The organism is Pseudomonas sp. IPO3747 (assembly GCF_013385245.1).
Taxonomy (GTDB): domain Bacteria; phylum Pseudomonadota; class Gammaproteobacteria; order Pseudomonadales; family Pseudomonadaceae; genus Aquipseudomonas; species Aquipseudomonas edaphica.
This window is the reverse complement of sequence record NZ_JACAQL010000019.1, coordinates 15,934-30,040: the sequence shown is the minus strand read 5'-3', so window position 1 is coordinate 30,040 and position 14,107 is coordinate 15,934. Positions and strand designations below refer to the sequence as shown.

8 protein-coding genes are annotated in these 14,107 nt (G+C 62.0%); 3 read left to right on the top strand and 5 right to left on the bottom strand.

Annotated elements, in window-relative coordinates; translation table 11 throughout:
• Positions 1-17: 17 nt before the first annotated feature.
• Positions 18-2,528, top strand: a complete 2,511-nt coding sequence (ptsP, locus tag HX790_RS21185) for a phosphoenolpyruvate--protein phosphotransferase (RefSeq protein WP_176992088.1) — start codon at positions 18-20, stop codon at positions 2,526-2,528.
• A 26-nt stretch (positions 2,529-2,554) separates the two neighbouring features.
• Positions 2,555-4,252 (top strand): N-acetylglucosamine-specific PTS transporter subunit IIBC, encoded by a 1,698-nt coding sequence (gene nagE, locus HX790_RS21180; RefSeq protein WP_138449454.1) that lies wholly within the window; start codon positions 2,555-2,557, stop codon positions 4,250-4,252.
• Between the two features lie 169 nt (positions 4,253-4,421).
• Here the strand turns inward: nagE and HX790_RS21175 are convergent, their stop codons facing one another.
• The 3 genes from HX790_RS21175 to purL all read right to left on the bottom strand — a co-directional run bounded on the left by HX790_RS21175 (position 4,422) and on the right by purL (position 9,361).
• Positions 4,422-4,685 (bottom strand): DUF6124 family protein, encoded by a 264-nt coding sequence (locus HX790_RS21175; protein WP_176992087.1) that lies wholly within the window; start codon positions 4,683-4,685, stop codon positions 4,422-4,424.
• A gap of 463 nt (positions 4,686-5,148) precedes the next feature.
• Entirely contained in the window at positions 5,149-5,460 is a 312-nt protein-coding gene (locus tag HX790_RS21170) for an NGG1p interacting factor NIF3 (RefSeq protein ID WP_176992086.1), read from the bottom strand.
• Positions 5,461-5,464: 4 nt separating this feature from the next.
• Positions 5,465-9,361, bottom strand: a complete 3,897-nt coding sequence (gene purL / locus HX790_RS21165; protein WP_138449448.1) for a phosphoribosylformylglycinamidine synthase — start codon at positions 9,359-9,361, stop codon at positions 5,465-5,467.
• A gap of 287 nt (positions 9,362-9,648) precedes the next feature.
• On the opposite strand from purL, the gene mltF reads away from it, so the two are divergent.
• Positions 9,649-11,109 carry a membrane-bound lytic murein transglycosylase MltF gene (gene mltF / locus HX790_RS21160; RefSeq protein ID WP_017139703.1) on the top strand — a complete coding sequence of 487 codons (1,461 nt, stop codon included), beginning with the start codon at positions 9,649-9,651 and terminating at the stop codon, positions 11,107-11,109.
• A 136-nt stretch (positions 11,110-11,245) separates the two neighbouring features.
• Here mltF and HX790_RS21155 read toward each other — a convergent pair whose 3' ends face one another.
• Positions 11,246-11,524, bottom strand: a complete 279-nt coding sequence (locus tag HX790_RS21155; protein WP_017139702.1) for a PTS transporter subunit EIIB — start codon at positions 11,522-11,524, stop codon at positions 11,246-11,248.
• Between the two features lie 2 nt (positions 11,525-11,526).
• Positions 11,527-14,058 carry a phosphoenolpyruvate--protein phosphotransferase gene (gene ptsP / locus HX790_RS21150; protein WP_170040766.1) on the bottom strand — a complete coding sequence of 844 codons (2,532 nt, stop codon included), beginning with the start codon at positions 14,056-14,058 and terminating at the stop codon, positions 11,527-11,529.
• Between the last annotated feature and the right edge of the window lie 49 nt (positions 14,059-14,107).

Below are 14,107 nucleotides of genomic sequence, written 5' to 3'. Positions count from 1 at the left end.
TGATGAGTACCGTGCCCATGTCCTACAACAATAATGAATTGACCCTAAGCGCCCCACTCAGTGGCCCGGTGCTGAGCCTGGGCAACGTTCCCGATGAAGTGTTCGCCAGTGGCGCCATGGGCGACGGTATTGCCATCGACCCGTTGAACGACTGCCTGCACGCGCCCTGTGACGGCGTGATCATCCACGTTGCGCGCACCGGGCATGCACTGACGATTCGTGCCGACAACGGCGCCGAAGTGTTGATGCATGTGGGCATCGACACCGTGGAATTGAACGGCGAAGGCTTTGCCCTGCTGGTCAAGGATGGCGCACGGGTGAGCCAGGGCCAGGCGCTGGTGCAGTTTGATCTGGACCGCATTGCGCGCCAGTGCAAAAGCCTGGTCAGCCTGATTATCCTGACCAATGGCGAGGGTTTTGAGCTACGGCCGGTTGCAGGAAAAACCGTCAAGGTGGGTGAGCCGTTGCTGCACATTGCCGCGCGTTCGGTAGCGCCGTTGCAGGCGGCTGTGGATAACTCTGTCACCGAAGTGCGCGCCAGCGTGCGCATTACCCACCGTGGCGGTTTGCATGCACGCCCCGCCGCGCTGGTGCGTAAGACCGCGCAAGGTTTCAGCAGCCATGCAGAGTTGCACTTTGCCGGTAAGTCGGCGCCGTGCGACAGCCTGATTGGCTTGATGGGGTTGGGCATTGGTGAAGGTGATGAAGTGCGCATCACCTGTCGCGGCAAGGATTGTGAGGCGGCGTTGCAGGCGTTGGTGGCCGCACTGTCGGTTGCCGTGAATGAAGAACACCACGCGCCGGTGACCGTGGCACCGCGTCGGGCGAACACCGAAGCCGGTGTGTTGCAAGGCGTGTGCGCCGCGCCCGGCCTGGTCTGCGGGCCGCTGTTTCGCCTCACCGGTATCGAACTGCCGCAAGACACGGGCAACCCTATCGCCGACGAACAACTGCAACGCCTGGACACCGCGCTGGAGCAAGTGCGCGGAGAAATCCGCAGCACCCTGACACACGCACGCCAACGCAAGAACGTCGAAGAAGAAGACATCTTCGCCGCCCACCTTGCGCTGTTGGAAGACCCCACGCTGCTGGATGCCGCCACCCGTGCCATCGAGCAAGGCAGCGCCGCTACCCACGCCTGGCGCGACGCGATCCAGGCGCAATGCGCGGTGTTGCTGGCCCTGGGCAAACCGCTATTTGCCGAGCGCGCCAACGACCTGCGCGACCTGCAACAACGGGTGCTGCGCGCGCTGTTGGGCGAAACCTGGCACTTCGAATTGCCGGCCGGTTCGATTGTCAGCGCCCATGAACTGACCCCCTCCGACCTGCTGCAACTGAGCGCACAAAACGCCGTGGGTATTTGCATGGCCGAAGGCGGCGCTACGTCTCACGTCGCGATTTTGGCCCGAGGCAAAGGCTTGCCGTGCGTGGTCGCGCTGGGCGCCGAAGTGCTCGACGTGCCCCAAGGCCAACGCGTGGTGCTGGACGCGGCCAACGGTCGCCTGGAACTGGCACCCAGCGAGGCGCGCCACGCCGAAGTGCACCAGATTCGCGATGCGCAGAAACTGCGCCGTCAGCAACAACAGGCCCAAGCCCAACAAGCGGCGCAAACCCGCGATGGCGTGAGCATTGAAGTGGCGGCGAATGTTGCCTCCAGTGCCGAGGCTAAAGTGGCGTTTGAGAACGGCGCCGATGGTGTGGGTTTGCTGCGCACCGAATTCCTGTTTGTCGACCGCCGCACCGCGCCGGATGAGCAAGAGCAACGCCAGGCCTACCAGGCCGTGCTGGATGCCATGGGTGACAAGTCGGTGATCATTCGCACCATCGACGTGGGCGGCGACAAACAGCTCGATTACCTGCCGTTGCCGGTTGAGGCCAACCCGGTGCTGGGCTTGCGCGGCATTCGCCTGGCGCAAGTACGCCCGGACGTGCTCGACCAACAACTGCGCGCCCTGCTGCAAGTGTCTCCGCTGGCGCGTTGCCGCATCCTGCTGCCGATGGTCAGCGAGGTGGATGAACTGCTGCAGATCCGCCAGCGCCTGGATGAACTCTGCGCGGAGCTGGAGCTGACCCAGCGTCCGGAACTGGGCGTGATGATCGAAGTGCCCGCCGCCGCGCTGATGGCTGAGCAACTCGCCAAACACGCGGACTTTTTATCCATCGGCACCAATGACCTGTCCCAGTACACCCTGGCCATGGACCGCGACCACGCGGGCCTCGCCGCACGGGTGGATGCCTTGCACCCGGCGCTGCTGCGCTTGATCGCGCAAACCTGCGCCGGTGCCGCCAAGCATGGGCGTTGGGTGGGTGTGTGCGGTGCCCTGGCGTCCGACCCGCTGGCCACGCCGGTGCTGGTTGGCCTGGGTGTGAGTGAACTGTCGGTAAGCCCGCCGCAAATCGGAGAAATCAAGGACCGCGTTCGCCACCTGGACGCGGCGCAATGCCGGCAATTGAGCCAAGGCCTGCTCGACCTGAGCAGCGCCAAGGCCGTTCGCCAAGCCTGTCAACACCACTGGCCGCTGAGCTGAAAACAACAAGAATAGGGAGACACGCCATGTACCAACATTTCATCGAAGGCCTGCAACGCCTCGGCCGCGCACTGATGCTGCCGATCGCGATTCTGCCGATCGCCGGCCTCTTGCTGCGTCTGGGCGACACCGACCTTTTGAACATCGCGGTGATGCACGATGCCGGGCAAGCAATCTTCGCCAACCTGGCGCTGATCTTCGCCATCGGTATTGCCGTCGGTTTTGCCCGCGACAATAACGGCACGGCGGGTTTGGCCGGGGCGATTGGTTACCTGGTGATGATTTCCACGCTCAAGGTGATGGACACCACCATCAACATGGGCATGCTCGCCGGTATCGCCAGCGGCTTGATGGCCGGTGGGCTGTATAACCGCTTCAAGGACATCAAGCTGCCGGAGTACCTGGCCTTCTTTGGTGGGCGACGGTTTGTGCCGATTGTCACCGGGTTTTCGGCGGTCGCTCTGGGCGTGATCTTCGGCCTGATCTGGCCGCCAATCCAGCACGGCATCAACAGTTTCGGCGTGCTGCTGATGGAAAGCGGCAGCTTTGGCGCATTCGTGTTTGGCGTGTTCAACCGCCTGCTGATCGTCACCGGCTTGCACCATATTCTCAACAACATGGCGTGGTTTGTGTTTGGCAGCTTTACCGACCCAACCACCGGCGCCATCGTCACCGGCGACCTGACCCGGTATTTTGCCGGCGACCCGAAAGGCGGCCAGTTCATGACCGGCATGTTCCCGGTGATGCTGTTCGGCCTGCCCGCCGCGTGTTTGGCGATGTACCGCAATGCACTGCCGGAACGCCGCAAGGTCATGGGCGGGATTTTCCTGTCGATGGCGCTGACCTCGTTTTTGACCGGCGTGACTGAGCCGATCGAATTCGCGTTTATGTTCCTCGCACCATTTTTGTACCTGATCCACGCGGTGCTCACCGGCCTGTCGATGGCCGTGACCAATATGCTGAATATCCACCTGGGCTTTACCTTCTCCGGTGGCTTTATCGACATGGTGCTCGGTTGGGGCAAATCCACCAACGGCTGGCTGGTATTCCCGGTCGGGTTGGCTTACGCGGTGATCTACTACAGCGTGTTCAACTATTGCATTCGTCGGTTCAACCTGAAGACACCGGGGCGTGAAGACATCCAGGTGGTGCAGGCTGAGGTGATGACCGATAACCAGCGGGCCAGTGCCTACATCCGTGCACTCGGCGGTGCAGAGAATTTGCTGAGTGTCGGCGCGTGCACGACTCGTCTGCGCCTGGACATGGTGGATCGTAACAAGGCGGTGGATGCGCAGTTGAAAGCACTGGGCGCGATGGCCGTGGTTCGGCCGGGTAACGGCGGGAGCTTGCAGGTGGTCGTAGGGCCGATGGCCGACAGCATTGCGGATGAGATCCGCCTGGCGATGCCGTCGTTTGTTGCCAGTGCGCCGGTGGCCGCCCAGCCTGTGGATAAACCGGTCGCGGTGAATGTGCAAGAGGCCGAGAAGTGGCTGAATGCTTTAGGCGGCCGCACGAATGTGCGCCAGCTGGAAGCGGTGGCGATGACCCGATTGCGGGTGGAACTGGGGGATGATTCGGTGCTGTCTGAAGCGGACCTGACTGCGCTGGGTTGCCAGGGTGTGAGCCAGCTGGACAGCGGGGTTTGGCATTTGTTGATTGGTGACAAGGCCACTGGATTGGGCGAGGCACTGGAGCGGCTGGTTACCCGACCAATCAACGCCTGACCACCACTGTGACCGATCAACCTCTGTGGCGAGGGAGCTTGCTCCCGCTGGGCTGCGCAGCAGCCCCTTGCCCAGCCTACACATTCTTTCAGAAAGAACTCTGTGGCAGGTTTTGGGGGCGCTTCGCACCCCAGCGGGAGCAAGCTCCCTCGCCACAGAGTGGGTGTCTTCAGTTGCTGATGGGGATTTCTTGTAGATCCAACACCCTATCCACCATCAACTGAATACCTTCAAGCATCCGATGAATCCCCAGCACCGCATCACGCTGTGGGCCGTCGATATCAAAAGCCAGATTGCCTGCAAGTGCTTGTACTGATGCCAGGTCTTGGGAGGCATTGGCGAGCAGGGTTTCGCTGTTCAGGTTAGGAAGTACGGTGAAGATTTGATCGGTGGGCTGAGAATCAGATGGGGGATTTGGACTGTCTTTGATCATGGTGTGTTTCCTAGTGAGAATTTAGGAACTACCAGCATCACTTGCAGATGATGGGTGGCAGCTGTGCGCGGGCCTGCAAGACCGAGTCCCACCAGCACCTCGGTAGACCCGAAGGTCTCCCGCACACAGCCGCCATAAATGACGACCATGAAAAAGCGCCGCAATTATAAAGGCGCTTAGGAGTAACTGGTGAGGTTTCGGCGGGCTTGCAGTCCCGATCGCTGAATTGGCAGCGACTGGCAAAGGTTAATAAGGCGAGTTCCTAGGGACAACCTGAAAAGCCTGTGGGAAAGATCTGGGGCGCCTGTCCCGGCGCCATCGCAGGCAAGCCAGCTCCCACATTTTGAACGTATTCACAGATCAAACTGTGGGAGCTGGCTTGCCTGCGATTGGCCCTTACAACCAACAAAAAACCCGCTGACCAAACTGGCCCAGCGGGTTTCTCGTTTCTGCAACCTGCGAATCAAAAATCCGCCAACTGCCACACCTCATACGCCGGTGTCTCATAGGGATGGCTGAGTTTCAACGCGGCTACAACCGCCACGATCAACTCATCCGCCACCACCAGCTCAACCTTCCATTCTTCAACCACTTCAACCTGGCCCACCTGCCCAAGAAACGGCTGGCTGCCGTCCAACGCGCGGAATTGGCCCTGGCCCAGCACTTGCCAGGCACAGCTGTCGTAGTTGCCGATGCGCCCGCCGCCGGCGGCGAAGACGGCGATTTTCACCGTCTCCACATGGCTGGCGGGCACAAAGAAGGCAAGCTTGTACACCGCCTTAGTTCACCCACACGCGAGCGTTGCGGAACATGCGCATCCACGCGCCGTCTTCGTTCCACTCTTCAGGGCGCCACGAGTTTTGCACGGCGCGGAACACACGCTCCGGGTGCGGCATCATGATGGTCACGCGACCGTCGCGGCTGGTAAGGCCGGTGATCCCGCGCGGCGAGCCGTTCGGGTTGGCCGGGTAGCTCTCTGTGACCTTGCCGTGGTTGTCGACGAAACGCATCGCCACACAACCGGACAGGTCGGCTTCGAGCAGGGCTTCTTCGCTGGAGAATTCAGCGTGGCCTTCACCGTGGGCGATGGCGATTGGCATGCGCGAACCGGCCATGCCTTGCAGGAAGATCGAGTTGGATTCCTGCACCTGCACCATGGCGACACGGGCTTCGAACTGCTCGGAACGGTTACGCACAAAGTGCGGCCAGAACTCGCTGCCCGGGATCAACTCGTGCAGGTTGGACATCATCTGGCAACCGTTGCACACACCCAGGGTGAAGCTGTCGTTGCGCTCGAAGAAGCCCTGGAACGCATCGCGGGCACGGCTGTTGAACAGGGCCGATTTGGCCCAGCCTTCACCGGCACCCAACACGTCACCGTAGGAGAAACCACCGCAAGCGACCAGGCCTTTGAACTCGTTGAGGTCAACGCGACCGGCGAGGATGTCGCTCATGTGCACGTCGATCGCATTAAAGCCGGCGCGGTCGAACGCGGCCGCCATTTCCACCTGGCCGTTGACGCCCTGCTCTCGCAGTACGGCAACTTGCGGGCGAATGCCTTTCTTGATGTAAGGCGCGGCGATGTCCTGGTTGACGTCGAAGCTGAGCTTGGTGCTCAGGCCCGGGTTGTCTTCTTCCAGGATCACGTCGAATTCCTGCTCGGCGCAGTCGGCGTTATCACGCAGGCGTTGGATCTGGTAGCTGGTCTCGGCCCACTGGCGTTGCAGCAAGCGGCGCTGGCCGGCAAACACGGTATCGCCATTGAAGGAGATATTGATTTCACCGTTATTGATCGGTTGACCGATCACCGCCACACAGTCGTCCAGGCCAGCGGCGCTGAATTGTGCGAGTACGTCCGGAGTGGCGTCCTGGCGAACCTGGATCACGGCGCCCAACTCTTCATTGAACAGGATGCCGTTGATTTCGGCAGCATCCTCGGCAACGCTGTCGAGCACAATGTTCAGGCCGCAGTGACCGGCAAATGCCATTTCGACAACGCTGGTCAGCAAACCGCCGTCGGAACGGTCGTGGTACGCCAGCAGGTGGCCGTCGGCGTTCAGGCCCTGGATCACGGCGAAGAAGGCTTTGAGGTCTTCGGCGTCATCCACGTCCGGCGCGTGCTTGCCGAGTTTGCCGTGGGTTTGCGCGAGGATCGAGGCGCCCATGCGGTTCTGGCCACGGCCCAGGTCGATCAGGATCAGATCGGTGGTGCCCTTGTCCATGCGCAGTTGCGGGGTCAGGGTCTGACGGATGTCGGTGACCGGGGCAAAACCGGTCACGATCAGCGACAGCGGCGAGGTCACGCTCTTGTCGGTGCCGTCTTCGTTCCAACGGGTGGCCATGGACATGGAGTCCTTGCCCACCGGAATGGTGATACCCAGTTCCGGGCACAGCTCCATGCCGACAGCCTTGACGGTGTCGTACAGGCGCGCATCTTCACCCGGGTGACCGGCAGCGGACATCCAGTTGGCCGACAGTTTGATGTCGGACAGCTTGCCAATGCGCGAAGCGGCGATGTTGGTGAGGGTTTCACCAATCGCCATACGGCCCGACGCCGGGGCGTCCAGCAGGGCCAGCGGCGTGCGCTCGCCCATGGCCATGGCTTCACCGGTGTACACGTCAAAGCTGGTGGCGGTGACGGCAACATCGGCCACCGGCACTTGCCATGGGCCAACCATTTGGTCACGGGCAACCAGGCCGGTGATGGTGCGGTCGCCAATGGTGATCAGGAAGCTTTTGCTCGCCACGGCCGGGTGGTGCAGCACGCGTTCGATGCTGTCGGCCAGTTCCAGCGTACTTGGGTCGAAGTCATCGCCCAGCTCGGTTTCACGCACGGCGGAGCGGTGCATGCGCGGGGCTTTGCCCAGCAGCACTTCCAGTGGCATGTCGACCGGGCTGTTGCCGAAGTGGCTGTCGGTGACCGTCAGCTGTGGTTCGGCAGTGGCTTCGCCGACCACGGCAAACGGGCAACGCTCACGTTCGCAGATGGCCTGGAAGCGCGCGAAGTCTTCAGGGCCAACGGCCAGTACGTAGCGTTCCTGGGATTCGTTACTCCAGATTTCGTGCGGGGCCATGCCCGGCTCGTCGTTTGGAATGTTGCGCAGTTCGAAACGGCCACCACGGTCGCCATCGTTGACCAGCTCGGGGAAGGCGTTGGACAAACCGCCGGCGCCGACGTCGTGGATGAAGCTGATCGGGTTCTTGTCACCCAACTGCCAGCAACGGTCGATGACTTCCTGGCAGCGGCGTTCCATTTCCGGGTTTTCGCGCTGTACGGAAGCAAAGTCCAGGTCTGCCGAGCTGGTGCCGGTGGCCATGGAGGAAGCTGCGCCGCCGCCCAGGCCGATCAACATCGCCGGGCCGCCGAGGACGATCAGCTTGGAGCCGACCAGAATCTCGCCTTTCTTGACGTGTTCTTCGCGGATGTTGCCCATGCCGCCGGCCAACATGATTGGCTTGTGGTAGCCGCGCACTTCATCGCCACGCGGGGTGGTGATGGATTGTTCAAACGTACGGAAGTAGCCGGTGAGTGCCGGGCGCCCGAATTCGTTGTTGAACGCGGCGCCGCCGAGCGGGCCTTCGATCATGATGTCGAGTGCGGTAACGATGCGCTCAGGCTTGCCGTACGGCACTTCCCACGGCTGTTCGAAACCTGGGATCTGCAGGTTGGACACGGTGAAACCGGTAAGGCCAGCCTTTGGCTTGGCGCCACGGCCGGTGGCGCCTTCGTCACGGATTTCGCCGCCCGAACCTGTCGCTGCGCCCGGGAACGGGGCAATCGCGGTCGGGTGGTTGTGGGTCTCAACCTTCATGAGGATGTGCACCGGCTCCTGCACCGCGCCGTACTGGCGGGTTTCAGGGTCCGGGAAGAAACGGCCGGCGACGGAGCCGACGATCACCGAGGCGTTGTCCTTATAAGCCGACAGAACGCCTTCGCTGTGCATCACGTAGGTGTTCTTGATCATGCCGAACAGGCTTTTTTCCTGGCTTTCGCCGTCGATATCCCAACTGGCGTTGAAGATCTTGTGACGGCAGTGCTCGGAGTTGGCCTGGGCGAACATCATCAGTTCGATGTCGTGCGGGTTGCGCTTCAAGCCATTGAAGGCGTCGACCAAGTAGTCGATCTCATCTTCGGCGAGCGCCAGGCCCAGTTCGGTGTTGGCCTTCTCGAGGGCGGCGCGGCCACCGCCGAGCACGTCAATCGCAGTGAGCGGCTTGGGCTCGGCGTGGCTGAACAGGCCGGCAGCCTGTTCCAACTGGCTGACGATGATCTGGGTCATGCGGTCGTGCAGGCTACTGGCGATCAGCTCGGCCTCGGCATCGCTGAACTGGCCGGCGACGTAGAAAGCGATACCGCGCTCCAGGCGCTGGATTTTTTCCAGGCCGCAGTTACGCGCGATATCACTGGCCTTGCTCGACCAGGGCGAGATGGTGCCGAACCGCGGCAGAACCAGGAACAAGCGGCCGGTCGGCTCTTGAACGGGAACGCTGGGGCCGTACTTCAGAAGGCGTGCGAGCACTTGCTGTTCGTCGGCGGTCAAGACGCCGGTTACGTCGGCGAAGTGAGCAAATTCAGCATACAAGCCTGTAACAGCTGGAACCTTTTGGCTCAGTTGCTCAAGGAGTTTGCTGTGGCGAAAGGCAGAAAGGGCAGGAGCGCCGCGCAGGATCAACATCTTCGGGACAGCCTCGGGAAGGGGGTGTGCTTTGAGGCCGTGCATTCTAGCGTAAACCTGCGCCAACGGCACTCGAAACGGCACGGCTGGCCGCTGCCGAACGTCAGTTGGCAGCGATTGCACGCTTTCGGGGCGAAATCCTGGGGTTGGCGCGCAGTTATTTTAACCGTCACAAACCCTCGCCAACCCACGTTTCTGCGGGCTGCAGCCCGGTTTTGCGGGTGCTAGCAGACAAGTCCGCTGCTGTCGAGATATGGCGCCGAGGGCCGTTTGCGTATACTGCGCAGATGTTCTCCCCTACTGCTTTACGCCCGCGATGCGCCAAATGGCTGATCGCAACCGGACTCTTCCTGATGCTCAGCGCCTGTGTTGATAAGCCCAGCACGCTCGAGCGAATCAAGGAGGATGGCGTATTGCGGGTGATTACCCGGAACAGCCCGGCCACGTATTTCCAGGACCGCAACGGTGAAACCGGTTTCGAGTACGAACTGGTCAAGCGCTTTGCCGATGACCTGGGCGTGAAGCTGGAGATCGAGACCGCCGATAATCTCGATGACCTGTTCGGCCAGTTGGGCAAACCCAACGGTCCGGTTCTTGCGGCCGCCGGCCTGGTCAGCAGCGAGCAGCGCGCGCAACAGGTGCGTTTCTCCCATCCGTACCTGGAAGTCACGCCGCAGATCATCTACCGCAATGGCCAGTCGCGCCCCACCGGCCCGGCAGACCTGGTGGGCAAGAAGATCATGGTGCTCAAAGGCAGCACCCACGCCGAGCAATTGGCGGCACTTAAAAAGCAGAACCCAGCGATTGAATACGAAGAGTCCGACGCCGTGGAGGTGGTGGACCTGCTGCGCATGGTGGACGAGGGCCAGATCGACCTGACCCTGGTGGACTCCAACGAAGTGGCGATGAACCAGGTGTACTTCCCCAACGTGCGCGTGGCCTTCGACCTCGGCAATGCCAGCAACCAGAGCTGGGCCGTGGCGCCGGGTGAAGACAATAGCCTGCTCAACGAGATCAACAGCTACCTGGACAAGGTTGAGAAAAACGGCACCCTGCAGCGACTGAAAGACCGTTACTACGGGCATGTCGATGTACTCGGCTATGTCGGCGCCTACACCTTCGCCCAGCATTTGCAGCAACGCCTGCCCAAGTACGAGAAACACTTTCGCGCCTACGCCAAGGAAGAAAAGGTCGACTGGCGCCTACTGGCGGCCATCGGCTATCAGGAATCGCTGTGGCAACCGGCCGTCACCTCCAAGACCGGCGTGCGCGGCCTGATGATGCTGACCCAGAACACCGCCCAGGCCATGGGCGTGTCCAACCGCCTGGACGCCAAGCAAAGCATCATGGGCGGTGCCAAGTACCTGGCCAAGATCAAGGATGAGTTGGACGACAGCATTGCCGAGCCGGACCGCACCTGGTTCGCCCTCGCCGCCTATAACGTCGGCACCGGCCACCTGGAAGATGCGCGCACGCTGGCCAAGAAAGACGGCCTGAACCCGAACAAGTGGCTGGACGTGAAGAAGATGCTGCCGCGCCTGTCGCAGAAGCAGTGGTACAGCAAGACCCGCTACGGTTATGCCCGCGGTGGCGAGCCGGTGCATTTTGTCGCGAACATCCGCCGGTATTACGACATTCTCACCTGGGTGACCCAGCCGCAGTTGGAAGGCAACCAAGTGGTGGAAGGCAACTTGCACGTGCCGGGTATCGACAAGACCAAGCCGCCGGAAGATAACCCGCAGTTGTAAACCCAATCTCCCAAACGACCCATAACCCTGTGGGAGCCGGGCTTGCCCGAGATGGCGGCTAGCCAGTCAACATATTCGTTTCCTGACACACCGCTATCGCGGGCAAGCCCGGCTCCCACAGTTGATCCTCGTCGTTTTATAGGCCAGTGAGCAGATGCACGACCCCGCCCGTTAACACCATCACACCCGCAACACCCGCCGCCTTCAGCGCCTGCGCATCCAGCCGCCCTGCATCCTGCAACTGCACCCGCACCCGCGTCAGTGCCACGCGCTGTTGCGACTTGAGGTTATCCACACCGCCCAATGCGCTCAGTACCTCGGTCGACAACAGACCCTGCGCAGGCGCCACCACGGTTTCGGCAATCAAGTCCGGGGTGAGGGCCTTCCAGAATGCGCGCTGTAATTTCTCGAACATGCTCAGTGCTCCACGACAGGTGAGGTTTCAACAGTGGCCGCGTGGTACAGGCGCAGGGCCTCGCGTACTTGGGCGGCTTCTTCCAGGCCAAGCACCTGGCGGGCGATGATCTGGCAGTCGGCCATGTCCAGCTCGCGCACGGTGGCCTTGATGGTCGGGATCAGCGGTACGCTGACCGACAGTTCATCCACCCCCAGCCCGATCAACACCGGCACCGCCAGTGCTTCAGACGCCAACGCGCCGCACACGCCGACCCACTTGCCATGGGCGTGGGCGGCCTTGACCGTGGTGGCAATCAGGCGCAATACCGACGGATGGAAGCTGTCGGCCTGGCTTGCCAGGCGCGGGTGGTCGCGGTCCATGGCCAGGGTGTATTGGGTGAGGTCATTGGTGCCGATGGAGAAGAAATCCACATGCGGCGCGAAGACATCTGCCATCAAGGCCGCAGACGGCACCTCGATCATGATGCCCAGCTTTGGCAGCTCGGTCAGGCTCAGCGCCAGCGCTTCCTCTTCAAGGATCTTGCGCGCCAGATGCAGCTCCGACAGCAGGCTGACCATCGGTAGCATGATATGCAGCCGCGCAAATCCGGCACTCGCCAGGATCGCGCGGAACTGCTCGCGCAGCAATTCAGGGCGCTCCAGGCACAGGCGAATACCACGCAGGCCGAGGAACGGGTTGGTCTCGCGCTCCATCGGCACATAGGCCAAAGGTTTATCGCCGCCCACATCCAAAGTGCGCACCACCAGATTGCGTTCGCTGCCCAGGGCTCGGGCGATGGCGCTGTAGGTGCCGGCTTGTTCCTCGGGGCTGGGCGCGCGATTGCGGTCCAGGTAGAGAAACTCCGAACGCAACAGGCCAACGCCTTCACCGCCCAAGGCCAGGGATTGCTCGACCTCCTGCAACGAGGCGACATTGGCCGTGATCTCGACATGATGACCATCGCGCGTGATACCGGGCAAGGCGGCCTGCGCCACCTCACGCTCACGTCGCAGTATGTGTTGCTTGCGGGTAGCGGCCAGTTGCTCGACAGCGGCCAGGTCAGGCTCCAGGTGCAGCTCGCCTTTGTCGGCATCGAGCAGCACCTGCTTGCCGTTGGCCAGCGCCAATGCCTGTGCCGGAACGCCGCACAACGACGGCAAACCAAGGGCACGCGCCAGGATCGCCACATGGCTGGTGGCGCCGCCGCCGACGGTGACGAACCCCAACACTTTGCGCGTATCGAGGCCAGCGGTTTGCGAGGGGGTCAGTTGCTCGGCAATCACGATCGCACGATCCGGCAACGCCCAAGCGCTGTCCTCAATACCGAGGATCAACTTCAGCACACGCTGGCCAACATCGGCCAAATCCGCTGCGCGCTCAGCCAGCAACGCACTGCCCAGGCCGAGAAATAGCTTGGCGGTTGCGGCCGTGGCGCTGTTCCAGGCAAAGGCAGCACTCTTGCCTTCGGTGAGCAGGCGATGGGCTTGCTCCAACAGGGTCGGGTCTTCAAGCAGTTCCTGGTGGGCGCGGAAGATTTCCGCCTGGGCGCTGCCAACCGCTTTGTCTTGCAACACTTGCAGCGCTTCGGTGGCTACCAGTAAGGCGCGGCTCAGTGCAGCGTGTTCAACGGATTCACCCGCGCCCTGTTCCTCGATGTGCAACTCGGGTTCCGCCACTTGAAACACCTGGCCAAACGCGGAGCCGGGCGAAGCACACACGCCGCGCAACAAGGTCGCCGATGACTCGGGTGACTGCGTTTCAACAGGCGCAACAGACTCTTCGACTGCCTCCCCGCAACCTTGCGCCAGCAGGGTTACCAATGCCTTGATGGCCGCATCGGCATCCTCTCCCGCCGCACTCACTTGCAAGGTATCGCCCTGCACGGTTTGCAGCGCCATGATCGCCACCAATGACTTGGCGTTGGCGCTCTGGGTTTGCTTGTGCAGGTAAATGCTGGCGTTGAAACCTTTGGCCGTTTGCGCCAGTACGGCGGCCGGGCGTGCGTGCAAACCGTTGGCATTGGGCAGCGTCAGCGGCTTGGAGAACAGTGCATCGCCCTCCTCCTCGCCCACGGTTTCAGCGGCCTGGCCGGGTGAGACGTGCAACAGCGGCTGGCCCACCTCCACCGCGCCACTGCCCGATGCCAGCCACACAAACGGCTCGCCGCTGACCACCAGCATCAAGGTCAGCAAACTGCGCGCATTGAGCGCCACGTAGTCGGCATCAAACTCGATCAACGGCTGCCCGACCTCGACCCGCTGGCCTTCCTCGACCAGACGGGTGAAGCCCTTGCCAGCCAGGTGCACCGTGTCCAGGCCAATATGCATCAGCACCTGCACGCCGTTGTCGCCGGTGACGCTGACCGCATGCCCGGTGTCCTGGATATTGCTGATCACCCCGGCCAGCGGCGCGCACAGGGTCTGCGAGGTGGGATCGATGCACAGGCCGTCGCCGATCATGCGGCTGGCGAACACCGGGTCAGGCACCTGGTCCAGCGCCAGCAGCACCCCGGACAAGGGCGCCAGCAGTTCCAGGGGTTGAGTTGTGGTCATGACTTCACCTGCTGTTTTGTTCTGTAAAAATCATAGGGCGAACGACGAT

Coding starts and splice junctions, on each gene's coding strand:
- ptsP (WP_176992088.1), top strand. CDS start 18: ATGTCCTACAACAATAATGAATTGACCCTAAGCGCCCCACTCAGTGGC.
- nagE (WP_138449454.1), top strand. CDS start 2,555: ATGTACCAACATTTCATCGAAGGCCTGCAACGCCTCGGCCGCGCACTG.
- HX790_RS21175 (WP_176992087.1), bottom strand. CDS start 4,685: ATGATCAAAGACAGTCCAAATCCCCCATCTGATTCTCAGCCCACCGAT.
- purL (WP_138449448.1), bottom strand. CDS start 9,361: ATGTTGATCCTGCGCGGCGCTCCTGCCCTTTCTGCCTTTCGCCACAGC.
- mltF (WP_017139703.1), top strand. CDS start 9,649: ATGTTCTCCCCTACTGCTTTACGCCCGCGATGCGCCAAATGGCTGATC.
- HX790_RS21155 (WP_017139702.1), bottom strand. CDS start 11,524: ATGTTCGAGAAATTACAGCGCGCATTCTGGAAGGCCCTCACCCCGGAC.
- ptsP (WP_170040766.1), bottom strand. CDS start 14,058: ATGACCACAACTCAACCCCTGGAACTGCTGGCGCCCTTGTCCGGGGTG.